Annotated in this window: 20 protein-coding genes; 10 read left to right on the top strand and 10 right to left on the bottom strand. The window is 70.6% G+C overall.

Going from position 1 to position 21,928, the window contains the following annotated elements; translation table 11 throughout:
- Positions 1 to 12: 12 nt before the first annotated feature.
- Positions 13 to 837, bottom strand: coding sequence for a TIGR02452 family protein (locus tag ACIBK4_RS41545; RefSeq protein ID WP_399003782.1), 825 nt, complete (start codon positions 835 to 837; stop codon positions 13 to 15).
- A 279-nt stretch (positions 838 to 1,116) separates the two neighbouring features.
- On the opposite strand from ACIBK4_RS41545, the gene egtA reads away from it, so the two are divergent.
- The 5 genes from egtA to ACIBK4_RS41520 all read left to right on the top strand — a co-directional run bounded on the left by egtA (position 1,117) and on the right by ACIBK4_RS41520 (position 5,854).
- Entirely contained in the window at positions 1,117 to 2,427 is a 1,311-nt protein-coding gene (gene egtA / locus ACIBK4_RS41540) for an ergothioneine biosynthesis glutamate--cysteine ligase EgtA (RefSeq protein ID WP_399003780.1), read from the top strand.
- Positions 2,424 to 3,764, top strand: a complete 1,341-nt coding sequence (egtB, locus tag ACIBK4_RS41535; RefSeq protein WP_399003778.1) for an ergothioneine biosynthesis protein EgtB — start codon at positions 2,424 to 2,426, stop codon at positions 3,762 to 3,764. Before egtA ends, egtB begins: the two co-directional genes overlap by 4 nt.
- Complete coding sequence (egtC, locus tag ACIBK4_RS41530; RefSeq protein ID WP_399003776.1) at positions 3,764 to 4,579, top strand: ergothioneine biosynthesis protein EgtC; 816 nt, start codon at positions 3,764 to 3,766, stop codon at positions 4,577 to 4,579. The genes egtB and egtC overlap by 1 nt, the downstream gene beginning before the upstream one ends.
- A complete protein-coding gene (gene egtD, locus ACIBK4_RS41525) occupies positions 4,576 to 5,538 on the top strand; it encodes an L-histidine N(alpha)-methyltransferase (protein ID WP_399003774.1) in 963 nt (320 codons plus the stop codon). The genes egtC and egtD overlap by 4 nt, the downstream gene beginning before the upstream one ends.
- Before the next feature lie 100 nt (positions 5,539 to 5,638).
- On the top strand, positions 5,639 to 5,854 hold the full coding sequence (locus tag ACIBK4_RS41520) for a dodecin (protein ID WP_399003773.1): 216 nt from the start codon (positions 5,639 to 5,641) through the stop codon (positions 5,852 to 5,854).
- A gap of 21 nt (positions 5,855 to 5,875) precedes the next feature.
- Here the strand turns inward: ACIBK4_RS41520 and ACIBK4_RS41515 are convergent, their stop codons facing one another.
- A complete protein-coding gene (locus ACIBK4_RS41515) occupies positions 5,876 to 6,367 on the bottom strand; it encodes an HAD family acid phosphatase (RefSeq protein WP_399003771.1) in 492 nt (163 codons plus the stop codon).
- 72 nt (positions 6,368 to 6,439) lie between these two features.
- Between ACIBK4_RS41515 and ACIBK4_RS41510 the strand changes: the two genes are divergently transcribed.
- The 3 genes from ACIBK4_RS41510 to ACIBK4_RS41500 all read left to right on the top strand — a co-directional run bounded on the left by ACIBK4_RS41510 (position 6,440) and on the right by ACIBK4_RS41500 (position 8,162).
- Entirely contained in the window at positions 6,440 to 6,862 is a 423-nt protein-coding gene (locus ACIBK4_RS41510; RefSeq protein ID WP_399003769.1) for a (2Fe-2S) ferredoxin domain-containing protein, read from the top strand.
- A gap of 88 nt (positions 6,863 to 6,950) precedes the next feature.
- Positions 6,951 to 7,121, top strand: coding sequence for a 50S ribosomal protein L32 (gene rpmF, locus ACIBK4_RS41505; RefSeq protein WP_399003767.1), 171 nt, complete (start codon positions 6,951 to 6,953; stop codon positions 7,119 to 7,121).
- A 45-nt stretch (positions 7,122 to 7,166) separates the two neighbouring features.
- Positions 7,167 to 8,162 (top strand): LLM class flavin-dependent oxidoreductase, encoded by a 996-nt coding sequence (locus ACIBK4_RS41500; RefSeq protein WP_399003765.1) that lies wholly within the window; start codon positions 7,167 to 7,169, stop codon positions 8,160 to 8,162.
- Here ACIBK4_RS41500 and ACIBK4_RS41495 read toward each other — a convergent pair.
- On the bottom strand, positions 8,152 to 9,174 hold the full coding sequence (locus ACIBK4_RS41495) for an alcohol dehydrogenase (protein WP_399003763.1): 1,023 nt from the start codon (positions 9,172 to 9,174) through the stop codon (positions 8,152 to 8,154). The two genes, ACIBK4_RS41500 and ACIBK4_RS41495, sit on opposite strands and share 11 nt — an antisense overlap.
- Before the next feature lie 34 nt (positions 9,175 to 9,208).
- Positions 9,209 to 11,680 carry an ATP-dependent Clp protease ATP-binding subunit gene (locus ACIBK4_RS41490; RefSeq protein WP_399003761.1) on the bottom strand — a complete coding sequence of 824 codons (2,472 nt, stop codon included), beginning with the start codon at positions 11,678 to 11,680 and terminating at the stop codon, positions 9,209 to 9,211.
- Positions 11,681 to 11,819: 139 nt separating this feature from the next.
- Between ACIBK4_RS41490 and ACIBK4_RS41485 the strand changes: the two genes are divergently transcribed.
- The gene (locus ACIBK4_RS41485; RefSeq protein ID WP_399003759.1) at positions 11,820 to 14,180 is read left to right on the top strand and encodes an ATP-binding cassette domain-containing protein; all 2,361 of its coding nucleotides are present in this window, start codon (positions 11,820 to 11,822) and stop codon (positions 14,178 to 14,180) included.
- Positions 14,181 to 14,246: 66 nt separating this feature from the next.
- On the opposite strand, the gene ACIBK4_RS41480 is transcribed toward ACIBK4_RS41485, so the two are convergent.
- The 6 genes from ACIBK4_RS41480 to ACIBK4_RS41455 form a co-directional block, all read right to left on the bottom strand.
- Positions 14,247 to 15,377: an alanine--tRNA ligase-related protein gene (locus ACIBK4_RS41480; protein ID WP_399003757.1), complete on the bottom strand. Its 1,131-nt coding sequence runs from the start codon at positions 15,375 to 15,377 to the stop codon at positions 14,247 to 14,249.
- 121 nt (positions 15,378 to 15,498) lie between these two features.
- Positions 15,499 to 16,434, bottom strand: a complete 936-nt coding sequence (locus tag ACIBK4_RS41475; RefSeq protein WP_399003755.1) for a lysophospholipid acyltransferase family protein — start codon at positions 16,432 to 16,434, stop codon at positions 15,499 to 15,501.
- Complete coding sequence (locus ACIBK4_RS41470) at positions 16,434 to 17,207, bottom strand: GNAT family N-acetyltransferase (RefSeq protein ID WP_399003753.1); 774 nt, start codon at positions 17,205 to 17,207, stop codon at positions 16,434 to 16,436. Before ACIBK4_RS41470 ends, ACIBK4_RS41475 begins: the two co-directional genes overlap by 1 nt.
- A 312-nt stretch (positions 17,208 to 17,519) precedes the next feature.
- Positions 17,520 to 18,269: a succinate dehydrogenase/fumarate reductase iron-sulfur subunit gene (locus ACIBK4_RS41465; RefSeq protein ID WP_399003751.1), complete on the bottom strand. Its 750-nt coding sequence runs from the start codon at positions 18,267 to 18,269 to the stop codon at positions 17,520 to 17,522.
- Entirely contained in the window at positions 18,266 to 20,218 is a 1,953-nt protein-coding gene (locus tag ACIBK4_RS41460) for a fumarate reductase/succinate dehydrogenase flavoprotein subunit (protein WP_399003749.1), read from the bottom strand. Before ACIBK4_RS41460 ends, ACIBK4_RS41465 begins: the two co-directional genes overlap by 4 nt.
- Before the next feature lies 1 nt (position 20,219).
- Complete coding sequence (locus tag ACIBK4_RS41455) at positions 20,220 to 20,891, bottom strand: succinate dehydrogenase (RefSeq protein WP_399003825.1); 672 nt, start codon at positions 20,889 to 20,891, stop codon at positions 20,220 to 20,222.
- A gap of 119 nt (positions 20,892 to 21,010) precedes the next feature.
- Between ACIBK4_RS41455 and ACIBK4_RS41450 the strand changes: the two genes are divergently transcribed.
- Complete coding sequence (locus ACIBK4_RS41450) at positions 21,011 to 21,892, top strand: LysR family transcriptional regulator (protein ID WP_043672571.1); 882 nt, start codon at positions 21,011 to 21,013, stop codon at positions 21,890 to 21,892.
- Positions 21,893 to 21,928: the final 36 nt, after the last annotated feature.

Below are 21,928 nucleotides of genomic sequence, written 5' to 3'. Positions count from 1 at the left end.
GAACCCGCGCGGCTAGCTCTGGAGCTGGCGCTCCGGGAACGTCCGTAGGAACGCGTCCCGGACCGTCGCACCCGGTGTGCGGTCCAGGACGCCGAACACCACGTGCTCGAAGGCCGCGGCGAACCGTCCGCCCGGCCCGAGCAGCGCGTGGAAGGCGCCCGCGACCTGCGCCGGGTCGTTCTGGAAGACCCCGCAGCCCCAGGCGCCAAGCACCAGGCGCCGGTAGCCGTGCGCCACGGCCGTCTCCAGCACCCGTTCCGCCCGGACGGCGATGGCGTGCGGCAGCTCGGCCGCGCGCTCGGGTGCCGTACGCAGGACGACCCCGGCGTTCGGTGCGGCGGCGGTCAGGAATCCGGCGGTGTACGGCTCGTCCAGGAGCCGGCCCTTGTCGTCGCGGAAGACGGGGACGGCCGGTGAGTGGATGACGCGGTCCGTGTAGAACGGGTCGCGGTGGGCGCGGTGGTGGTCGTAGAAACCGCGGGCTTCGAGCAGGCACGTGTACAGCGCGGAGGCACGGCACAGGGCTTCCTCCTGGGCCTGTGCGCCCTTGAGGAAACCGCCGCCCGGGTTGCGGGCGGAGGCGAAGTTCAGGACGGCGACCGGGCCGGTCAGTCGGCGGGCGGCCTCCAGGCTGCTCTCGCCGGTGACCTCGAAGACCGTCTCCGCAGGTGAGAAGGGTGGCACCAGTATGGGCTCCGGTCCATGCGGGCGCGTGCCCGCGCGGGCCGCCTCGGTCTCGGCGGCGATGGACACCTCGCGCCCGTCCGCCGCGTGGTAGCTTCCGGCCGCGACGATCTGCTCGGTCTGCTGCGCGATGCCGCGCAGGCGCGCGCTCATGGCATAACCCCCGTGTACGCCATGGGCGCGCGCCCCGCGACCTCCCCCGTGTTCTCCCCCGTCGTGCTCATACAGGCATCCTGAGCGATGCTGGTCCTGCGGTGCAACGGAGTTTCCGGGCCCCGCGAACGGCCGGCGAACCGGAGATTACCGATCCCGAACGTGGCAATACGCACCCTTGTGCGACCAGCCGCGAGGGTCTTGGGTGGTACGAGTGTGCCGCCCGGGCCCAACAGAAACCGGGCCGGTGGCATGGTGGAATCTCAGGAGGATCCCGACATGTCCGATACGGCAAGTGACTGTAGCGACTGTACGGAGCCCCGTACCGCGGTCACCGAACCCGAGGTGGAGGCCCTGGTCAGGGGCATCTGCTTCAAGACCGGTCCGCCCCGAACACTCGGGGTCGAAGTGGAATGGCTCGTCCACGAGCTGCGGCTGCCGCAGCTCCCCGTGACAACTGAACGACTCGAAGCGGCGTACGCCGCGTTGAAGACCGTGCCCCTGAGGTCGGCGCTCACCGTCGAGCCCGGCGGCCAGCTGGAACTCAGCTCGTCGCCCGCCGCCTCCCTGATGGAGTGCATCGGTTCCGTCTCCGAAGACCTGGACGCCGTCCGCGCGGTGCTGCGCCGCGACGGCCTGGGGCTGGTCGGCGTCGGTCACGATCCCTGGCATCCGCCGCGCCGGTTCCTGCACGAGCCGCGCTACGACGCCATGGAGCGCTGTCTCGACCGCACCGGGCCCGCGGGCCGCCGCATGATGTGCACCTCGGCGTCCGTGCAGGTGTGCCTGGACGCCGGCTACGAGGAACCCGGTCCGCTCGGCCTGGGCCGGCGTTGGTGGCTGGCGCACCAACTCGGCGCGGTCCTGGTGGCCGCGTTCGCCAACTCCCCGCTGGTCGGCCGCAGCCCCACCGGCTGGCGCTCCACCCGGCAGCTGATCTGGATGGAGATCGGCCCCGGCCGCGCGGGCGGTCCGACCCTGGACGCGTTGCCGCGCGACGCCTGGACGGACCACGTCCTGGACTCGCCGGTGATGTGCATACGGCAGGACAGCGGCCCGTGGGACGTCCCGGAGGAGCTGACGTTCCGGGAGTGGATCAGGTCGGGGGCGCCCAGGCCGCCGACCCGTGAGGATCTCGACTACCACGTCTCGACGCTGTTCCCGCCGGTCAGACCGCGTGGCCATCTCGAACTGCGCATGATCGACGCGCAGCCCGGGGACGACGGCTGGATCGTGCCGCTGGCCGTGACGACGGCGCTGTTCGACGACCCCGAGGCCGCCGAGACCGCCTACCGGGCCGTGAAGCCACTGGCCGAACGGACCCAGGGGCTGCCCGCGCCGCACAATCCGCTGTGGATCGACGCGGCCCGCTACGGGCTGTCCGACCCGGAGCTGCACGAGGTCGCCCTCGTCTGCTTCGCGGCGGCCCTGGATGCCCTGCCCCGGCTGGGCGCCACCGCCGAGGTCATGGACGCCGTCCGCGCGTACTTCGACCGCTATGTAGTCCGGGGCCGCTGCCCCGCCGACGATCTGCTCGACCGCGTGCGCGGCACGGACAGCCGCCCGCACGGGAAGGACATCCGCACATGACCGACGCAGACACCGCCGCCGGCACCTCCGCTGACATCGATATCGAGGCGCTCAGGCAACGGGCGTTGACCACCCTGACCACCGCCCGGGACCGCACCACGCTCCTCACGAGCTGCGTGGACGAGCCCGAACTCACCGCCCAGGTCTCGCCGTTGATGTCCCCGCTGGTCTGGGATCTCGCACATATCGGCAACCAGGAAGAACTGTGGCTGCTGCGCGCCGTCGGCGGCCGGGACGCGATGCGGCCCGACATCGACGGCCTCTACGACGCGTTCGAGCACCCGCGCTCCGAACGCCCCTCGCTGCCGTTGCTGCCGCCCGAGGAGGCCCGGCAGTACGCGGCCGAGGTGCGCGGCCGGGTGACGGACATCCTGGCGAGCCACGCCTTCCGCGGGACGCGGCTCACCGACCTGGGCTTCGCCTTCGGGATGGTCGCCCAGCACGAACAGCAGCACGACGAAACAATGTTGATCACCCATCAACTCCGCACGGGCCCGCAGGCGTTGACGGCTCCGGACCCGGAACCGATACCCCTGTTCACCGGCCCGTCCGAAGTCCTCGTCCCCGGCGGCCCGTTCACGATGGGCACCTCCACCGAGCCCTGGGCGCTGGACAACGAACGGCCCGCACACCGGCGGGAGGTGGCCCCGTTCTACATCGACACGACCCCGGTGACGAACGGCGCGTATCTGGCGTTCATCGAGGACGGCGGCTACGACGACCCGCGCTGGTGGACGACGGAGGGCTGGGCGCACGTCCGCCGCAACTCCCTTACGGCGCCGGAGTTCTGGCGCCGGGAGGCGGGCCAGTGGTTGCGGCGCCGGTTCGGCGTGACGGAGGCCGTACCGCTCGACGAGCCGGTGGTGCACGTCTGTTGGTACGAGGCCGACGCCTACGCCCGCTGGGCCGGACGCCGGCTGCCGACCGAGGCCGAGTGGGAGAAGGCGGCCCGCCACGACCCGACGAACGACCGCTCGATGCGCTACCCGTGGGGCGACGCCGACCCGGCCCCCGAGCACGCCAACCTCGGCCAACGCCACCTGCGCCCGGCCCCCGCAGGCAGCTATCCGGCAGGCGAATCACCCCTCGGCGTACGCCAGTTGATAGGTGACGTGTGGGAGTGGACGTCGAGCGACTTCCTGCCCTACCCGGGCTTCAAGGCGTTCCCGTACAAGGAGTACTCGGAGGTGTTCTTCGGCCCCGAGTACAAGGTGCTGCGGGGCGGTTCGTTCGCCGTGGACGAGGTGGCCTGCCGGGGTACGTTCCGCAACTGGGACTATCCGATCCGGCGGCAGATCTTCTCCGGCTTCCGCACCGCCCGCTCGGGGGCCGTCTGATGTGCCGCCACCTGGCGTACCTGGGACCCGAGGAGCCGCTGGGCCGGCTCCTCGTGGACCCGGAGCACAGCCTGTACCGCCAGTCCTGGGAACCGCGTCGACAGAGGCACGGCACGGTCAACGCCGATGGTTTCGGGGTGGGTTGGTACGCCGAGGGCGACCCGGTGCCGGGCCGCTACCGGCGGGCCGTGCCCATCTGGGGCGACCAGTCCTTCGCCGACCTGGCCCGCGTGGTCCGCTCGGGGGCGCTGCTGGCCGCCGTACGGGATGCGACGTTCGCGGGTGCGGACGGGGAGGCCGCGGCGGCGCCGTTCGCCGCGGGCCCCTGGCTGTTCAGCCACAACGGAGCCGTCACCGGCTGGCCCCAGACACTGGCGGCCCTGGCCCAACGCCTGCCGCCGGTCGACCTGTTGTCGCTGGAGGCCCGCTGCGACTCGGCGTTCGTCTGGGCGCTGCTCCTCAACCGGCTCCGGGCGGGCGACGAGGAGGGCCAGGCACTGGCCGACACGGTGACGGAGGTCGCCCACGCGGCCCCCGGCTCCCGTCTCAACCTCCTTCTCACCAACGGCGATTCGATCGCCGCGACGGCCTGGGGCGACACCCTCTGGTACCTCTCGGAACCCGGCCGCCGCACGGTCGTGGCGTCCGAGCCCTACGACGACGACCCGCACTGGCAGGAGGCCCCCGACCGCACCTTGCTCACCGCAACCCGCACCGAGGTCCTCCTCACCCCCCTGAAGGACCTAGCACCCTCCCCCAGTCTCGGCTCCGCTCGACCGGGGGGACCCCCATCTTCGAAGGAGCCCCGCACGTGAGCCCGTTCCTTCTCACCCGCACCCTGCCCGAGGACGCCACCGACGCGGCTCTGCGCGCCGACGTCCTGGAGGGCCTCACCAGCACCCCGAAGACACTCCCGCCGAAGTGGTTCTACGACGCCCACGGCAGCGAACTCTTCGAGCAGATCACCGAGTTGCCCGAGTACTACCCCACGCGCGCCGAGCGCGAGATCCTCGTCGACCGGGCCGGCGAGATCGCCGCCGCGACCGGCGCCCGGACGCTCGTCGAGCTGGGCTCCGGGTCCTCGGACAAGACGCGGCACCTGCTGGACGCGTTCACCGGCCTGGCCGTGTACGTCCCGGTCGACGTCAGCGAGAGCGCGCTCACACAGGCGGGCCAGGCTCTCGTCGAGGAGCGGCCGGGTCTCGACGTACACGCCCTGATCGCCGACTTCACCGGCGACCTCACCCTGCCGGAGACACCGGGCCCGCGCCTGCTGGCGTTCCTCGGCGGCACGATCGGCAACCTGCTCCCGGCGGAACGCGCCACGTTCTTCGCGCGCCTCCGCTCGCTCCTCTCCCCCGGCGACGCGCTGCTCCTCGGCACGGACCTGGTGAAGGACGAGGAGGTCCTGGTCAGGGCGTACGACGACGCGGCCGGGGTGACGGCCGCGTTCAACAAGAACGTCCTGACCGTGGTCGACCGCGAACTCGGCGCCGATTTCGACGCCGACGCCTTCGACCACGTAGCCCTCTGGGACAGCGACAACGAGTGGATCGAGATGCGGCTGCGCTCCCGCACGGACCAGACCGTGAAGATCCCCGCGCTCGATCTCGCCGTCGACTTCACGGCCGGCGAGGAACTCCGCACCGAGATCTCCGCGAAGTTCCGCAAGGAGGGCGTGCGGTCCGAACTCGCCGCCACCGGGCTGGAGTTGACCCACTGGTGGACCGACCGGGAAGGACGCTTCGCGCTGTCACTGAGCGTGGTGCGCTGACATCGGATGACGGGCCGTCTCGCGCACTGCCGCACCTTGGGGCACGGTGGTGTGTGGAGTGACGCGTGACGCGCCCGTCACGGCCGAGAGGAGTACCCGCATGTCCGAGCACACGTACCGGGTCACCGAGATCGTCGGCACCTCTCACGAGGGCATCGACCAGGCCATCCGCAACGGCGTCGCCCGCGCCGCGCAGACCCTGCGCGGCCTGGACTGGTTCGAGGTGACCCAGGTCAGGGGCCAGATCGAGAACGGGCAGATCGAGCACTTCCAGGTCGGCCTGAAGGTCGGCTTCCGCATCGAGGACGAGACCTGACGGCCGTAGCGGCTACGACTGTCAGGTCCGACCCTCCCCCTCCTGTGCCGCCTCCAGCGCGGTGGAGGGGGAGGTCCAGCGGGCCCGTACGACCCTGAAACCGGCCCGTTCGGCGTCGTCGCAGACCAGCTCGTCGTCGTCCACGAGGACCCGGATGTCGCGGTCGCGGGCGAGCTGCTTGAGTTTCTCCAGCTTGGTGCGCCGGGCGGGCCTGCGGTCGTCGTTGCGGCGCATGAGGACCCGGCCCTCGGGCAGCCCCTGCGCGGCGAGCCAGGCGAGCGTGTCGCGCCGGCAGCGTTCAGGACGGCCGGTCAGATAGACGACCTCGCACTCCTCGGCGCTCTCCAGCGCGAGCGCGATGCCCTCCGCGAGCGGCGGGTCCTGCGGCGCGGCACCGAAGAAGCCGTCCCAGTCGCGCGGCTTCTGCTCCAGGAACCGCTGCCTGTGCGCCGTATCGGCGAGGGTGTTGTCGAGGTCGAACACGGCGAGCGGGCGCTTGTTTTCGGCAGTCACACGGCCACCCTAAACAGCCGGACCCGCGACCCCGGCGGCGGCCCGCAAGAGCCCTGGCCTCATGCTTCTCGCATGTCTGCCGCCACTCCCGCTCCCCGTACGTTCCTCATCGGCGCCGCCCGCGAGCGGCCCTGCACCCTGGTCGTCTGCCGGGGCTGCTGCTGCGGCGACCCACGCAAATACCCCGGCACGGACCACGCCTGGCAGCTGGAACGGCTGCGCGCGGGCGCCGCAGAGCACGGTTTCGCCGTCCGTACGACGGACTGCCTGGGCCCCTGCGACCAGGCCAACGTGATCGTCGTCCAGCCGTCGGCCGCGGGGCGCCGGGCCGGCGGCCGCCCCACCTGGATCGGCTTCGCGATGGACGACGACTGCACGGAGGAAGTTCTGGAGTGGGCGGCGGCGGGCGGCCCGGGGATCGCCGCGCCGCCCGTCACGCTGGAGCTCCAGTTCATCGACCCGCCCCGGGACGCCCGCGTCCGGTCCCGGCGGTGAGGGCCGCGCACAGAAGCCTCAATTGCTAATGGGATCCGTTTTCATATAGCGTCCTCGGTGCCTGCCCGCCCACCGAGGAGGAATCCCCATGGCCGTCCCCAAACGGAAGATGTCCCGCAGCAACACCCGCCACCGTCGCGCCCAGTGGAAGGCCACGACGCCCACGCTCGTGCCGGTCACCGTCGACGGCGTACGCCACCTCGTCCCGCAGCACCTGGCGAAGGCCTACGAGCGCGGGCTGCTGCGCCCCGAGGACTGACCACGGCCGCGGGAATGCCGAGACCTCCCGGGCGTTGAAACAGACGTGAGTTCCGTGATCGCTACGACCCCTTTCTCCGTCCTCGACCGGTCCCGCACCCGCGAGGGGCACCCGGCCGCCGAGGCGCTGCGTGACACCGTGCGGTTCGCGCGGGAGGTCGAGGAGCTGGGGTATCACCGGTTCTGGGTGTCGGAGCATCACGGTGTGCCCGGGGTCGCCGGTTCGGCGCCGACCGTGCTGGCCGCCGCCGTCGCCTCGGCGACCCGGAGCATCCGGGTCGGGACGGGCGGGGTGATGTTGCCGAATCACCAACCCCTGGTCGTGGCCGAGCAGTTCGGGGTGCTGGAGTCGCTGTTCCCGGGCCGGATCGACATGGGACTCGGGCGCTCGGTGGGCTTCACCGGCGGCGTGCGCAAGGCGCTGGGCCGCGACAAGGACGACGCCGACGACTTCGCCGGACAACTCGCCGAACTCCTCGACTGGTTCAGCGGTACGTCGCCCACCGGCGCGCACGCACGCCCCTCCGAGGGGCTGACCGTCCCGCCGTTCGTGCTCGCGATGGGCGAGGGCGCCGACATCGCGGCCCGCGCCGGTCTGCCGATGGTCATCGGCGACCTCCGCAGCCGCGACAAGATGCGGCGCGGCATCGACCACTACCGCGACAACTTCCGCCCCTCCCCCTGGGCCTCCGAGCCGTACGTCGTCATCTCGGGCACGATCGCCGTGGCCGCCACCCCCGAAGCGGCCCGACGCCTGCTCGTCCCGGAAGCCTGGTCGATGGCGTACTCGCGCACCCACGGCACCTTCCCGCCGCTGCCACCCGCCCAGCGCGTGGAGCAACTGCCCATGACCGACAAGGAGTTCGGCTTCTACGAGGCCGGGCTCACCGGACAGCTCGCGGGCACCGAGGAACAGGTGGCCCACGAGCTGGAGACGGTGCTGAAGGAGACGGCGGCCGACGAGGTCCTCGTCACCACCAGCACCCACGACCGCGAAGCCCTGCTGGACTCCTACCGGCGGCTCGCCTCGCTCAGGGCGTGAGCACCATCCGGAAGCGCGCGGCGCCGGACAGCATCCGCTCGTAGGCCTCGCCCGCCTGGTCCAGCGGTACGGTCTCCACCATCGGGTGAATGTTGTGCAGGGCGCTGAAGGCCAGCGTGTCCTGCACATCCTGCGCGGTGCCGGACGGGTGACCCCGAACCACCTTGGCGCTCATGAGCAGTTGGAGCGGGCTGATCCCCAACGGCGCGTTGTCCGCGCCGATGACCACCAGCTCGCCGCGGTGCCGCAGCCCCTCCACGGTCGCCGTGGCGGCGTCGGCGTTGCCCGCCGTGGCCAGGACGACCTTGGCGCCGCCGAGGGCCTTCAGCGCGTCCGCCACATCGGTGTCCGCCGTGCTGTCGACGTAGTGGTGCGCGCCCAACTGCTTGGCGAAATCTGCCTTTTCGGGACCTCGCGCGATCGCCACGGTCTCGAACCCCATCGCCACCGCGTACTGCACGCCCAGGTGACCGAGGCCGCCGAGTCCGAGGACGGCGACCAGGTCGCCGGGCTTCGCGGAGCTGCGCCGCAGCCCGTTGAAGGTGGTCACGCCCGCGCAGCCCATGGGCGCGGCGGCACTCGCCGACAGGCTCTCGGGGATGCGGGCGAGCGCGTCGATCGGCGCCACGGTCATCTCCGCGAAGCCGCCGTCGTACGCCCAGCCCGGCACCTTCAGGTTCTCGCAGACGATGAAGTCGCCCTGCCTGCACGGGGTGCAGTGGCCGCAGCTGCCGCCGAACCAGCCGACGGACACCCGGTCGCCGATCCGCCAGCCGCTGTCCGAGGCACCCTCGCCGAGCGCGTCGATGTGCCCGGCGATCTCGTGCCCGGTGACGAGCGGGAACCGTACGCCCGGCACTCCGGCGTTCACGAAGAAGGTGTCGCTGTGGCAGATCCCGCAGGCCTCCACGGCGATCCGCACATGGCCCGGTCCCGGCTCCGGCACATCTCGCTCGACGATCGTGAACTCGCCCCCGGCCGCGCCCACTTGCGCGGCTCGATAACTGCTCATGCCTGTCTCCCTGAGGGATGCGAATGCGGCTCGGCTAGTGCTCGGCCGCCTGGCGTGCGCTGATCGCGATCGCTCCGTCGCTCGCGTCGACCCGGGCCTCGTCGCCCGCGTTGAGTTCGCCACTGAGGAGCATGTCGGCGAGCCGGTCGTCGACCTCGCGCTGGATGGTGCGGCGCAACGGGCGGGCGCCGAAGTCGGGTTGGTACCCGAGGTTCGCGAGCAGGTCAGCCGCCGCGTCGGTCACCTCCAGGGTGACGTCCTGGGCGTGCAGCCTGCGCCGGGTGTGTTCCAGCAACAGCTCGACGATGTCGCGCAGTTGGGTCCGTTCCAGGCCCCGGAAGACGATGATCTCGTCGATGCGGTTGAGGAACTCGGGGCGGAAGTGCTGGTTCAGGACCGGCATCACGGTCTCGCGGACCTTGGTGTAGTCGTCGACGCCCGCCGCGAGAATGCGGTCGGCGCCGATGTTCGACGTCATGATCACGACGGTGTTCTTGAAGTCGACCGTGCGGCCCTGCGAGTCAGTGAGCCGTCCGTCGTCGAGCAGTTGGAGCAGGGTGTTGAAGACGTCGGGGTGCGCCTTCTCGACCTCGTCGAGCAGCAGCACGGCGTACGGCTGCCTGCGGACGGCCTCGGTGAGCTGGCCGGCCTCCTCGTGACCGACGTATCCGGGAGGCGCTCCGACCAGCCGGGAGACGGTGTGGCGCTCCTGGAACTCGCTCATGTCGAGCCGGATCATGCGACCCTCGTCACCGAAGAGGGCGGCGGCGAGCGCGCGGGCCAGTTCGGTCTTGCCGACGCCGGTGGGGCCGAGGAAGAGGAAGCTGCCGATGGGCCGGTTCGGGTCGCTCATGCCGGCCCGGGCACGGCGTACGGCACGGGCGACGGCGGTGATGGCCTCGTCCTGGCCGACGACCCGCTCGTGGAGGTGCTCCTCCAGCTTCATCAGCCGGGCGCGTTCCTCCTCGGTGAGCTGGGCGACGGGGATGCCGGTGGTACGGGAGACGACCTCGGCGATGTCCTCGGCGGTGACCTTGGGCGCCTGTTCCTCGGCGGTGCCGCCGGCCTTCAACTCGGCCTCGGTGTCCTTGATCCGGTCGCGGATGTCCTTGGCCCGCTCGTACTCCTCGTCGGCGACGGCCTGGTCCTTCTCGCGGTTGAGGGCGGCGAGCCGGTCCTCGACCTCGCGGGTGTCGGAGAGCGGGGTCTTGGCGCGCAGCCGTACCCGGGCCGCGGCCTGGTCCATCAGGTCGATGGCCTTGTCGGGCAGGAAGCGGGCGGTGATGTACCGGTCGGAGAGCTCGGCCGCCGCGACAACCGCCTCGTCGGTAATACGGACTTGGTGGTGCGCCTCGTAACGGTCGCGCAGGCCGCGCAGGATCTCGATGGTGTCGTCGACGGTCGGTTCGCCGATCAGGATGGGCGCGAAGCGGCGCTCCAGCGCGGAATCCTTCTCGATGTACCTGCGGTACTCGTCGACGGTGGTGGCACCGATGAGGTGCAACTGCCCACGGGCCAGGGCGGGTTTGAGCATGTTGCCCGCGTCCAGCGCACCGTCCCCACCCCCACCCGCGCCGACGACGGTGTGCAACTCGTCGAGGAACAGCACCAGTTCGTCGCTGTGCTCGCTCACCTCGTCGAGGAGTTTCTTCAGCCGCTCCTCGAACTCGCCCCGGTACTTGGTGCCGGCGACCATCCCGGCGAGGTCCAGCGAGACGAGCCGCTTGCCCGCGAGGGTCTTCGGCACGTCACCGGCGATGATCCGCTGGGCGATGCCCTCGACGACGGCGGTCTTGCCGACGCCGGGGTCGCCGATGAGCACGGGGTTGTTCTTGCTGCGCCGGGACAGCACCTCGATGGTCTGCTCGACCTCCTCGTCCCGCCCGATCACCGGGTCGAGCCGCCCAGCGCGGGCGTCCTCGGTGAGGTCGCGCCCGTACTCGTCGACGGTGGGCGTGCTGCTGGCCCGCTTGCGCTCGGGCTCGGCACCGGTGGGCACCCGGTCGCCCTCCCAGCCGCTGCCGGTGAGGGCCTGTCCGGCGGCCGACTCGGGGTTGGCGGCCAGCGCCCGCAGCAGATGCTCGGGACCGATGTACGAGGAGTCCTCGGCGCGGGAGATCTGGTACGCGTCGAGCAGGGCCCGCTTGGCGGCCGGGGTGAGGGTGGTGGGTTCGGTCTTCGGCCCGCTGCCTTCACCGGCGGTCAGCCGTTCCCGGATCCGGTCGGGGTCGGCGCCCGCCTCGGCGAGCAGCCGCCGGGTCGACTCCTGCTCGGTGGCGGCGGCCAGCAGATGCCGGGCGTCGAGTTGTTCGCTGCCCTCGACGGCGGCGATGTCCCGCGCCTGGGCGACCAGCTCACGGGCCCGTTCGGAGAGCAGACTCCCGATGTCGACGCGCTGGGCCCGGCGCGATGGTGACGCCGGTCCCGAACCGCCGAAATACCGGGACATCAGCTCGTCGAATTCCTCGAAGGGGCTGCGTCCGAAACCGAATCCGGGAGTGCTCATACGACCACGGGCCTTCTTCCGTGCGGCGACTGTGCGGCAACTGGCATCCGTGTCTTCCAACGTGTCACAGCGCGGACGCCTCCGCACCCCCGCAGGCCACCGGGCGGCACATGGGGTGCTCGCATAGACTCGCCGCGTCATGCACAGCCCTCACACATCCCCCACCCCCGACTCCTACGTCCGTGTCCGCGACGCCCGCGAGCACAACCTCCAGGGCGTCGACGTCGACATCCCGCGGGACGTGTTGACCGTGTTCACAGGCGTGTCCGGCTCCGGAAAGTCGTCCCTGGCCTTCGGCACGATCTACGCGGAGGCACAGCGCCGCTACTTCGAGTCGGTGGCGCCGTACGCCCGCCGCCTGATCCACCAGGTGGGCGCACCGAAAGTCGGCGAGATCACCGGCCTCCCCCCGGCGGTCTCCCTCCAGCAACGCCGCTCGACCCCCACCTCCCGCTCCTCTGTGGGCACGGTCACCAACCTGTCGAACTCCCTCCGGATGCTGTTCTCCCGCGCCGGCGACTACCCGCCCGGCGCGGAACGCCTCGACTCGGACGCCTTCTCCCCCAACACGGCGGCGGGCGCGTGCCCGGAGTGCCACGGCCTGGGCCTGGTCCACGGCACGACGGAGGAGTCCCTGGTCCCCGACCCCTCCCTCTCGATCCGCGAGGGCGCGATCGCCGCGTGGCCGGGCGCCTGGCAGGGCAAGAACCTGCGCGACATCCTCGACACCCTCGGCTACGACGTGGACGTCCCGTGGCGCGAACTCCCCGCCGAGCAGCGGGAGTGGATCCTCTTCACGGACGAACAGCCGGTGGTGACGGTCCACCCCGTCCGGGACGCGGACCGCATCCAACGCCCGTACCAGGGCACGTACATGAGCGCCCGCCGCTACGTCATGAAGACGTTCGCGGACACGAAGAGCCCGACCCTACGGGCGAAGGCGGAACGCTTCCTGACGAGCTCCCCCTGCCCGCTCTGCGGAGGCCGCAGACTGCGCCCCGAGTCCCTGGCGGTGACCATCGCGGGCCGCACGATCGCAGACCTGGCCGCGCTACCGCTGGCAGAGTTGGCGGAGCTGGCAGGCACACTCAACGGCACATCGGAGGCGGCCCGCGTCCTGACCGAGGACCTCACCTCCCGCATCGCCCCGATCCTCGAACTGGGCCTCGGCTACCTCAGCCTGGACCGCGCGACCCCCACCCTCTCGGCAGGCGAACTCCAACGCCTGCGCCTGGCGACCCAGTTGAGGTCCGGCCTCTTCGGCGTCGTCTACGTCCTGGACGAACCGTCCGCAGGCCTCCACCCCGCCGACACCAAGGCCCTGCTCACGGTCCTGGACCGCCTGAAGGCCGCAGGCAACTCGGTGTTCGTGGTGGAGCACCACCTCGACGTGATGCGCGGCGCCGACTGGCTGGTGGACGTGGGCCCACAGGCGGGCGAGCACGGCGGCCGGGTGCTGTACAGCGGACCGGTGACAGGCCTGGCGGCGGTGGAGGAATCGGCGACGGCCCGTTTCCTCTTCGACGACTCCCCCACGCCTCCCCGCGAAGTCCGTTCACCGCAAGGCGAGTTGAAGGTGGGCCCGGTGACGCGGCACAACTTGCGGGACGTGACGACGGAGTTCCCCCTGCGCGTGTTCACGGCGGTCACCGGCGTCTCGGGCTCCGGCAAATCAACCTTGATCGGCGAGATCACCGAGGAACTGCCGGGCGTGGGCCGCCTGGTGTCGGTCGACCAGAAACCGATCGGCCGCACCCCCCGCTCGAACCTGGCGACGTACACCGGCCTCTTCGACGTCATCCGCAAGGTGTTCGCGTCGACGGACGAGGCACGCCAACGGGGTTACGGCGTAGGCCGGTTCTCCTTCAACGTGACGGGCGGCCGCTGCGAGACCTGCCAGGGCGAGGGCTTCGTGAGCGTGGAGCTGCTCTTCCTCCCCAGCACCTACACCCCCTGCCCGGACTGCGGCGGGGCGCGCTACAACCCCGAGACACTCCAAGTGACGTACCGGGGACGGAACATCGCGGAAGTCCTCGACCTGACGGTGGAGAGCGCGGCGGAGTTCTTCGCGGACACGGACACCCCGGCCGTGGCCCGCAGCCTGACCACACTCCTGGACGTGGGCCTCGGCTACCTCCATCTGGGCCAGCCCGCCACGGAGTTGTCCGGCGGCGAGGCCCAACGCATCAAGCTGGCCACGGAGTTGCAGCGCGCCCACCGCACCCACACCCTCTACCTCCTCGACGAACCCACAACCGGCCTCCACCCGGCCGACGTAGAGGTCCTCCTCCGCCAACTCCACGGCCTGGTCGACGCCGGCCACACCGTGGTGGTGGTCGAACACGACATGGCGGTGGTGGCGGGCGCGGACTGGGTGATCGACATGGGGCCGGGTGGAGGGGAAGAGGGCGGAAGGGTCGTGGCGGCAGGGCCGCCAGCAGAGGTGGCGGGGGCCAGCGGCAGCGCCACGGCCCCCTATCTGGCAAACGCCCTCGCGTGAACTCCCTTGTTCTTAAGGGGCGCGGGGAACTGCGCGACCAGCCCCCACCGGCCGACACCCGACCGACTACCTCAGAAGCCCGGCAACCCATTCCCGGGGCAACCCATGAGTGTCATGAAGGTAGTGGTAGTCCTCCTCACTCAGAGGACCTCGAAACTCCGACCGAGACAACACCCGCCGCCCCCGCTCAAGGAGTTGACCAAACCGCCGCTCCTCATCAAAGAGCACCTCCCGCTCGGTGCCTGTCCCGACAAGCTCCACCGGCAGATCAGACAACGTACGCGAGTCATCATCCCGCCACAGAACCGTGAGCACCCGCCGAATCAACCGCCGCAGCACATATCCCCGCCCCGTGTTGGCCGGCCGCACCCCTTCCCCGATGACGAAGATGCTCGACCGCAGATGATCACAGACAATCCGCATATCGCGCTCGCCCAGAACCCACAGCGTCGGAACAATCCGCACCCACGGCTCAAACACATCCGTCTCATACACCGACCGCCGCCCCTGAAGAACAGCCACCAGCCGCTCCAAGCCCATCCCCGTATCAACACTCACCTGCGGCAACGGAACGAGCCCGCCATCCTCACCCCGCTCAAGCCTCATGTGCACGTGATTCCAGATCTCCACCCACCTCGAATCACTGGTAGGGCTCCCCTCCGGCGACCCGTCCCCGGTCCAGTAGAAGATCTCCGAGTCAGGCCCACAAGGACCCACCGGCCCGTTGGACCACCAGTTCTCGTCCCGCGTCGACTCAACCGGCACCCCCAACTCCCGCCAGGTGTCCAGCGATTCAAGATCGGGCCCCACCTGCTCATCGCCGCCGAAGACAGTGACGTACAACTTCTCGCGCGGGATGCCGAAGCCGTCCCGCAGCAGCTCGTACCCCCAACGCAGGCTCTGCGGATGGTCGTAGTCGCCCAACGACCATGAGCCGAGCATGTCGAACACGGTCAGGTGGGTGAGGTCGCCGACCTCGTCGAGATCCGTGGTGCGCAGACAGCGTTGGACGTTGACGAGCCGCCGCCCCTGCGGATGGGGACGGCCCAGGAGATACGGCGTGAGCGGGTGCATGCCGGAGGTCGTGAAGAGGACCGGGTCGGAGGGCGGCGGCAGGAGCGAGCTTCCGGTGATCAGCTCGTGCCCGCGTTCGCGGTAGAAGTCGAGGAACGTACGGACGATGTCGTCGGTGTTCATGGCGGTGAGTCCTTCGCGGGTCGGGAGGAGACCGGAAGGGACCGCGGGGGAAGGCAGCGAGGGGGCTGGAAACGACACACCCGGCGGTCCGTTTCCGGCCGCCGGGAGAGGTCAGTGAGGTTCAGGCGTCGGCGGCCGGCGAGCTGGTCGCTCGCGCGGTCGCGGTCGTGCCGCTGTGCCTGATGATCCTCATGGACGCCACGCTAACAGGACGCCTCGGCGCCGTCCTGCGGATTTTCACCGGGGTCTGCGCCACCGACGTGCAGTGGTCCTGGCGCTGGGGCAGGACCGTCACCCCGGCCTGCGCCGCGTGGGCGAGGGAGCGGCGGTCGGGGTGGCTGCCGGGGGCGATGGTCTCGCCCACCTCCACCTCGGCGACGAGCCCGCGCGTCGACACGACCCGCCACACCGAGGTGAGCAGGGAGTCGCTGCCGACGAAGGCGGGGGCGGTGCTGGCGGTGCCGTCGGTCAGGTAGTGCAGGCCGACGGGCTGGACGGGGACTCCGGCGTCCAGCGCGGCCTGGAAGACGGCGCGCCGGAAGTGTCCCTGGGCCCGGCCGCACCAGGTGCTGCCCTCGGGGAAGACGGCGACCGCTCCGCCGGCGCGCAGGGCGCCCGCGATGGAGGCGACCGTCTCCGGGAGGGCGCGCAGCCGGTCGCGGTCGATGAACAGGGCGCCGCTGCCCGCGGTCAGCGTCCCGGCGACGGGCCAGTGTCGGATCTCGGCCTTGGCCAGCATGCGGGCGGGGCGGACGGCGGCCAGCAGCGGGATGTCCAGCCACGAGATGTGGTTGGCGACCAGCAGCAGTCCGCCGGTGGACGTGGTGGTGCCGGTGATGCGGAGCTGGATGCCGGCGGACCGGACGATCGTCCGGCACCACCAGCGCACCGCGCGGGCGGGGATCCGCTTGCCGACGGGGGTGAGCGCGGCCCCGGCGGCCACCACGACCAGGACGGTCACGAAGCGCAGCACGGCGCGCGGTACGGCCGTGACGGACCCCTTCGACTCGATGCACGACCTGGGGGTGCAGGGCGCGCTGGGCAGCCAGACGCTCATCACGCCGGGACGAGCGAGAGGAAGTGCCGCAGATAGCGCGGGTTGACCCGGCGCATCGACAGCAGCACGTACAGGTCGGCGACCCCGAAGTCCGGGTCGTGGGCGGGCTCGCCGCAGACCCAGGCGCCGAGGCGGACGTATCCGCGCAGCAGCGGCGGGAGTTCGACGCGGTCGGCCGGGCGGGTCACGCCTTCCGCGCTCCAGGGCAGCAGCGGGCGGACCCGGAACTCCTCGGGGGCGAGGTGCTTGGCGCCGACCCGGTCCCAAGCGCCGGCGGCGAGGGCGCCGCCGTCGGCGAGCGGGATGGAGCAGCAGCCGGCGAGCCACTCGTGGCCGCGGTCGACCATGTAGCGGGCTATGCCGGCCCAGATGAGGCCGATGACGGCGCCGTCGCGGTGGTCGGGGTGGACGCAGGAGCGGCCGACCTCGACGAGGCCCGGGCGGATCGAGTCGAGAGGCGCGAGGTCGAACTCGCTCTCCGAATAGAGCCGTCCGGCGACGGCGGCACGCTCGGGCGGCAGCAGCCGGTAGGTGCCGACCACCTGCCCGGTGACCGTGTCGCGGACGAGGAGGTGGTCGCAGTAGGCGTCGAAGGCGTCGACGTCCAGGCCGGGCTGCGGGCTGGACAGGTGGGCGCCCATCTCCCCGGCGAAGACGTCGTGCCGCAGCCGCTGCGCGGCACGCACATCGTCCTCGTCGCGGGCGAGCGTGACGGTGTAGCGGGTCGGCGCGGCGGGCTGCGAGGGACGGTCGAGGGTGGAAACGCCGGTCATGGCTCTCCCTGATCACGGGCCGGGTTCGGCGGGGGGGGAACTGGCTGGCCGATTCCGTAAGTCCAGCCGCAACAGTTCTTCCTACGCCGGGCGTCCTGCGCGTGACCTGTGCCCGATGCCGGGATGTGAGCTTGCTGAACGGCGTCCGCATGCCCCGCTGCTTGGAGATACCCCGTTGCTTGGCGGGACCGGGGATGAGCACCACTCCCGGTCCCGCCCGTCCGCACCTTGTCGGCGAACGATCAGGGCAACCCCCAAGGGGCGCGGGGAACTGCGCGACCAGCCACAGCGCACCCGCACCCGTCGACGGCGCTACCTCCTCGTGACCTTGCGCGTCGCCCGCAGCCACTCCTTGTTCATGCCGGTGATGGACACCAGCGGGATGCCCTTCGGGCAGGCGGTGGCGCATTCGCCGGCCAGGGTGCAGCCACCGAAGCCCTCCTCGTCCATCTGCGCGACCATGTCGAGCACGCGGGTCTCGCGCTCGGGGGCGCCCTGCGGGAGGACGTTGAGGTGGTTGACCTTGGCGGAGGTGAAGAGCATCGCCGCGCCGTTCGGGCAGGCGGCCACGCACGCGCCGCAGCCGATGCACTCGGCGTGCTCGAAGGCGAAGTCGGCGTCCGGTTTGGGTACGGCGGTGGCGTGGGCCTCGGGGGCGGCGCCGGTCGGGGCCGTGATGTAACCGCCCGCCTGGATGATCCGGTCGAAGGCCGAGCGGTCGACGACGAGGTCCTTGACGACCGGGAAGGCCGAGGCGCGCCACGGTTCGATGTCGATCGTGTCGCCGTCCTCGAAGGACCGCATGTGGAGCTGGCAGGTGGTGGTGCGCTCCGGCCCGTGTGCGTCGCCGTTGATGACCAGGCTGCACGCGCCGCAGATGCCCTCGCGGCAGTCGTGGTCGAAGGCGACCGGGTCGTCGCCCTTGAGGATGAGTTCCTCGTTGAGGGTGTCGAGCATCTCCAGGAACGACATGTCCGTGGAGATTCCGTCCACTTGGTAGGTGGACATGGCGCCTTCGGCATCGGCGTTCTTCTGCCGCCAGACGCGCAGGGTGAGCTTCATGCGTAGCTCCGCTGAGTGGGGTGGACGTACTCGAAGACCAGGTCTTCCTTGTGCAGTACGGGAGATGAGCCGGTGCCGGTGAACTCCCAGGCGGCCGCGTAGCTGAACTCCTCGTCCCTGCGCTCCGCTTCGCCGTCCGGGGTCTGCGACTCCTCGCGGAAGTGGCCGCCGCAGGACTCGGCGCGGTTGAGTGCGTCGAGGCACATCAGCTCGGCGAGCTCCAGGTAGTCGACGATCCGGTTCGCCTTCTCCAGCGACTGGTTGAACTCCTCTCCGGTACCCGGGACTTTGATCCGCCGCCAGAACTCCTCGCGGATCTGCGGGATGCGTTCCAGCGCCTTGCGCAGTCCGCTGTCGGTGCGGGCCATGCCGCAGAACTCCCACATGAGTTCGCCGAGTTCGCGGTGGAAGGAGTCGGGGGTGCGGTCGCCGTCCACCGCGAGGAGGAGGTTGAGCCGGTCCTCGGTCTCCGCCAACACCTCCTGTACGGCGGGGTGTTGGACGCCGATCTCCTCGTGTCCGGGGTGCCGGGCGAGGTAGTCGTTGATGGTCGCCGGGAGGACGAAGTAGCCGTCGGCGAGGCCCTGCATCAGGGCGGAGGCACCGAGGCGGTTGGCGCCGTGGTCGGAGAAGTTGGCCTCGCCGATCGCGAACAGGCCCGGGATCGTGGTCTGGAGGTCGTAGTCGACCCAGAGTCCGCCCATCGTGTAGTGCACGGCCGGGTAGATCCGCATCGGGACCGTGTACGGGTCCTCGGCGGTGATCCGGGCGTACATGTCGAAGAGGTTGCCGTACTTCTCCTCGACGGCCTTCCGCCCCAACCGCCCGATGGCGTCGGCGAAGTCGAGGTAGACGCCCTGCCCGCCGGGGCCGACTCCCCTGCCCTCGTCGCACACGTTCTTCGCGGCGCGGGAGGCGATGTCGCGGGGCACGAGGTTGCCGAAGGCCGGGTAGATGCGCTCCAGGTAGTAGTCGCGCTCGTCCTCGGGGATCTGGTTCGCGGGACGTGTGTCGCCCTTGGCCTTCGGCACCCAGATCCGGCCGTCGTTGCGCAACGACTCGCTCATCAGCGTGAGTTTGGACTGATGGTCGCCGGTGCGCGGGATGCAGGTGGGGTGGATCTGCGTGAAGCACGGATTGGCGAACAGGGCTCCCCGCCGGTGAGCTCGCCAGACGGCGGTGGCATTGGAGTTCATGGCGTTCGTCGACAGGTAGAAGACGTTGCCGTAGCCACCGCTGGCTAGGACGACGGCGTCCGCGAAGTACGTGTCGATACGGCCGCTGCTGAGATCGCGCGCCACGATCCCCCGCGCCTTCCCGTCCACGACGATCAGGTCGAGCATCTCGGTGCGCGGGTGCATCTCGATGTTCCCGGCGGCGATCTGCCGGGACAGGGCCTGGTAGGCGCCGAGGAGGAGTTGCTGCCCTGTCTGGCCCCGGGCGTAGAAGGTCCGCGAGACCTGCACGCCGCCGAAGGAGCGGGTGTCGAGGAGTCCGCCGTACTCGCGCGCGAACGGGACGCCCTGCGCCACGCACTGGTCGATGATCTCCACCGAAATCTGGGCCAGGCGGTGGACGTTGGACTCGCGCGCCCTGAAGTCGCCGCCCTTGACGGTGTCGTAGAAGAGGCGGTGGACGGAATCGCCGTCGTTGCGGTAGTTCTTCGCGGCGTTGATGCCGCCCTGGGCGGCGATCGAGTGGGCGCGGCGCGGGGAGTCCTGGTAGCAGAACTGGACGACGTGGTAGCCCTGTTCGGCGAGGGTGGCGCCCGCGGAGCCGCCCGCGAGGCCGGTGCCGACGACGATCACCGTGTGTTTGCGTCGGTTGGCGGGGTTGACGAGTTTGGCCTCGAAACGGCGGGTGTCCCAGCGCTCGTTGATGGGGCCGGTGGGCGACTTGGTGTCGGTGACGGGTTCCCCGGTCGTGAAGTCGGTGTATTCAAGGGCCATTTCAGCTCACCACTCCGGTCATGACGCCCACGGGGACGGCGATGAAGCCGGCGGTGAGCAGCAGCGCGAGGACATTGGCGATCGTCTTCAGGGCACGGTCGCGGCTGCGGCTGCCCGCGCCGAGGGTTTGGGCCGCACTCCAGAAGCCGTGCCGGACGTGCAGGCCGAGGGCGAGCATCGCGACGATGTAGATGGTGTCGCCGTACCAGGTGGAGAAGGTGTCCACGACGTTCTGGTACGGGTGGCCCTCCTGGAAACCGCCGGAGTGCACGGTGCCGGTCGTCAGGTCGAGGATGTGCCAGACGATGAACAGGGCAAGGATGATCCCGCCCCAGCGCATGGTGCGCGTGGCGTAGCTCGCCCGGCGTTTCTTGTGCACGTACTTGCTGGGGCGCGCCTTGATGTCGCGGCGGCTGAGCTGGTACGCGGAGACGGCATGCGCGATCACGGCGACGACGAGGACGATCCGGATCAGCCAGAGCGTCCACTCGTAGTGCATGAAGGGTTCGCCGACGGTGCGCAGCCAGTGGGCGTAGTGGTTGAACTCGCCCGCGCCGAAGAAGATCTTCAGGTTGCCGATCATGTGGACGACCAGGTACAGCAGCATGATCAGGCCGCTGACGGCCATCACCGTCTTCTTGCCGACGGAGCTGTCCCACACCGTGCGCGCCATCGACGGCCGTCGGTCCGTCCGCGTTGCCAGAGCCATGAAAGGCACGCTAAGTGTCAAGGGGCCGATCGGTCCAAGACATGGCATGCCTGGTTTCCATAGCCTGCGGCTATCGTGGGTGCATGCAGTTCCAGCAGCTTCAGTATTTCGTGGCCGTCGCCGAGACCCGGCACTTCACCCGGGCCGCCGATCTCGTCCATGTCGCGCAGCCCTCGCTGTCCCAGCAGATCAAGGCGCTGGAGCGGGAGCTGGGCGCCGATCTGTTCCTGCGGGCCCGCGGCAACATCACGCTCACCGACGCGGGCGAGGCGCTGCTGCCGCTCGCCCGGCGCATCCTGGCGGACGCGGACACGGCCCGGCACGAGGTGCTCGAACTGGTCCAACTCCGCAGCGGCCGGATCAGGTTGGGCGCGACGCCGAGCCTGTGCACAGGCTTGCTCCCGGACGTCCTGCGCGCTTTCCACGACCGCTATCCGGGCATCCGGCTGCTGATCGAGGAGGGCGGTTCGCACGATCTCGTACGCGAACTCGCGCGCGGCGCCCTCGACTTGGCGTTGGTGGTCCTGCCGTTGCCCACGCCCTCACCGGCGTTGACGACGGTGGAGCTGCTGCGGGAGGACCTCGTGGTCGTGTCCTCACCGGAGGCACCGGCACCGGGCCGCGGCCGGACGGTGCGGATCTCCGATCTGGAGGGCGAGCGCCTGGTGATGTTCCGGCACGGCTACGACCTGCGCGAACTGACCGTCGCCGCGTGCCGCGCCGAGGGCTTCGAACCGGACTTCGCGGTGGAGGGCGGCGAGATGGACGCGGTCCTCGGTTTCGTCCGGGCGGGGCTCGGCGTGGCCGTCGTACCGCGCATGGTGGCGACGAAGTCCGGGCGGGGGCTGCGGGTGACTCCGCTCGCGCGGCCCGGGCTGCACCGGACGATCGCGCTCGCGCATCGGAGTGATGTGGCTCCGCCTCGGGCGGCGCGGGAGTTGCAGCGGATGTTGTTGGAGCGGTGACAACCGGGCGCCTCGGTACGGGAGTTCATCGCCCCT

Source organism: Streptomyces sp. NPDC050528, from assembly GCF_044457795.1.
In the GTDB taxonomy this organism is placed as follows: Bacteria; Actinomycetota; Actinomycetes; order Streptomycetales; family Streptomycetaceae; genus Streptomyces.
Note: the sequence above shows the minus strand (reverse complement) of the source record. Positions and strands in the feature narration are given on the sequence as shown.

What these genes read in the sequence shown, in the direction of transcription:
- ACIBK4_RS41510 (WP_399003769.1), top strand. Translation starts at nt 6,440, where the DNA reads ATGTCTGCCGCCACTCCCGCTCCCCGTACGTTCCTCATCGGCGCCGCC.
- ACIBK4_RS41460 (WP_399003749.1), bottom strand. Translation starts at nt 20,218, where the DNA reads ATGGCCCTTGAATACACCGACTTCACGACCGGGGAACCCGTCACCGAC.
- egtA (WP_399003780.1), top strand. Translation starts at nt 1,117, where the DNA reads ATGTCCGATACGGCAAGTGACTGTAGCGACTGTACGGAGCCCCGTACC.
- ACIBK4_RS41475 (WP_399003755.1), bottom strand. Translation starts at nt 16,434, where the DNA reads ATGAGCGTCTGGCTGCCCAGCGCGCCCTGCACCCCCAGGTCGTGCATC.
- ACIBK4_RS41470 (WP_399003753.1), bottom strand. Translation starts at nt 17,207, where the DNA reads ATGACCGGCGTTTCCACCCTCGACCGTCCCTCGCAGCCCGCCGCGCCG.
- rpmF (WP_399003767.1), top strand. Translation starts at nt 6,951, where the DNA reads ATGGCCGTCCCCAAACGGAAGATGTCCCGCAGCAACACCCGCCACCGT.
- ACIBK4_RS41450 (WP_043672571.1), top strand. Translation starts at nt 21,011, where the DNA reads ATGCAGTTCCAGCAGCTTCAGTATTTCGTGGCCGTCGCCGAGACCCGG.
- egtB (WP_399003778.1), top strand. Translation starts at nt 2,424, where the DNA reads ATGACCGACGCAGACACCGCCGCCGGCACCTCCGCTGACATCGATATC.
- ACIBK4_RS41455 (WP_399003825.1), bottom strand. Translation starts at nt 20,891, where the DNA reads ATGGCGCGCACGGTGTGGGACAGCTCCGTCGGCAAGAAGACGGTGATG.
- ACIBK4_RS41490 (WP_399003761.1), bottom strand. Translation starts at nt 11,680, where the DNA reads ATGAGCACTCCCGGATTCGGTTTCGGACGCAGCCCCTTCGAGGAATTC.
- ACIBK4_RS41485 (WP_399003759.1), top strand. Translation starts at nt 11,820, where the DNA reads ATGCACAGCCCTCACACATCCCCCACCCCCGACTCCTACGTCCGTGTC.
- ACIBK4_RS41545 (WP_399003782.1), bottom strand. Translation starts at nt 837, where the DNA reads ATGAGCGCGCGCCTGCGCGGCATCGCGCAGCAGACCGAGCAGATCGTC.
- ACIBK4_RS41520 (WP_399003773.1), top strand. Translation starts at nt 5,639, where the DNA reads ATGTCCGAGCACACGTACCGGGTCACCGAGATCGTCGGCACCTCTCAC.
- ACIBK4_RS41465 (WP_399003751.1), bottom strand. Translation starts at nt 18,269, where the DNA reads ATGAAGCTCACCCTGCGCGTCTGGCGGCAGAAGAACGCCGATGCCGAA.
- ACIBK4_RS41480 (WP_399003757.1), bottom strand. Translation starts at nt 15,377, where the DNA reads ATGAACACCGACGACATCGTCCGTACGTTCCTCGACTTCTACCGCGAA.
- ACIBK4_RS41495 (WP_399003763.1), bottom strand. Translation starts at nt 9,174, where the DNA reads ATGAGCAGTTATCGAGCCGCGCAAGTGGGCGCGGCCGGGGGCGAGTTC.
- egtC (WP_399003776.1), top strand. Translation starts at nt 3,764, where the DNA reads ATGTGCCGCCACCTGGCGTACCTGGGACCCGAGGAGCCGCTGGGCCGG.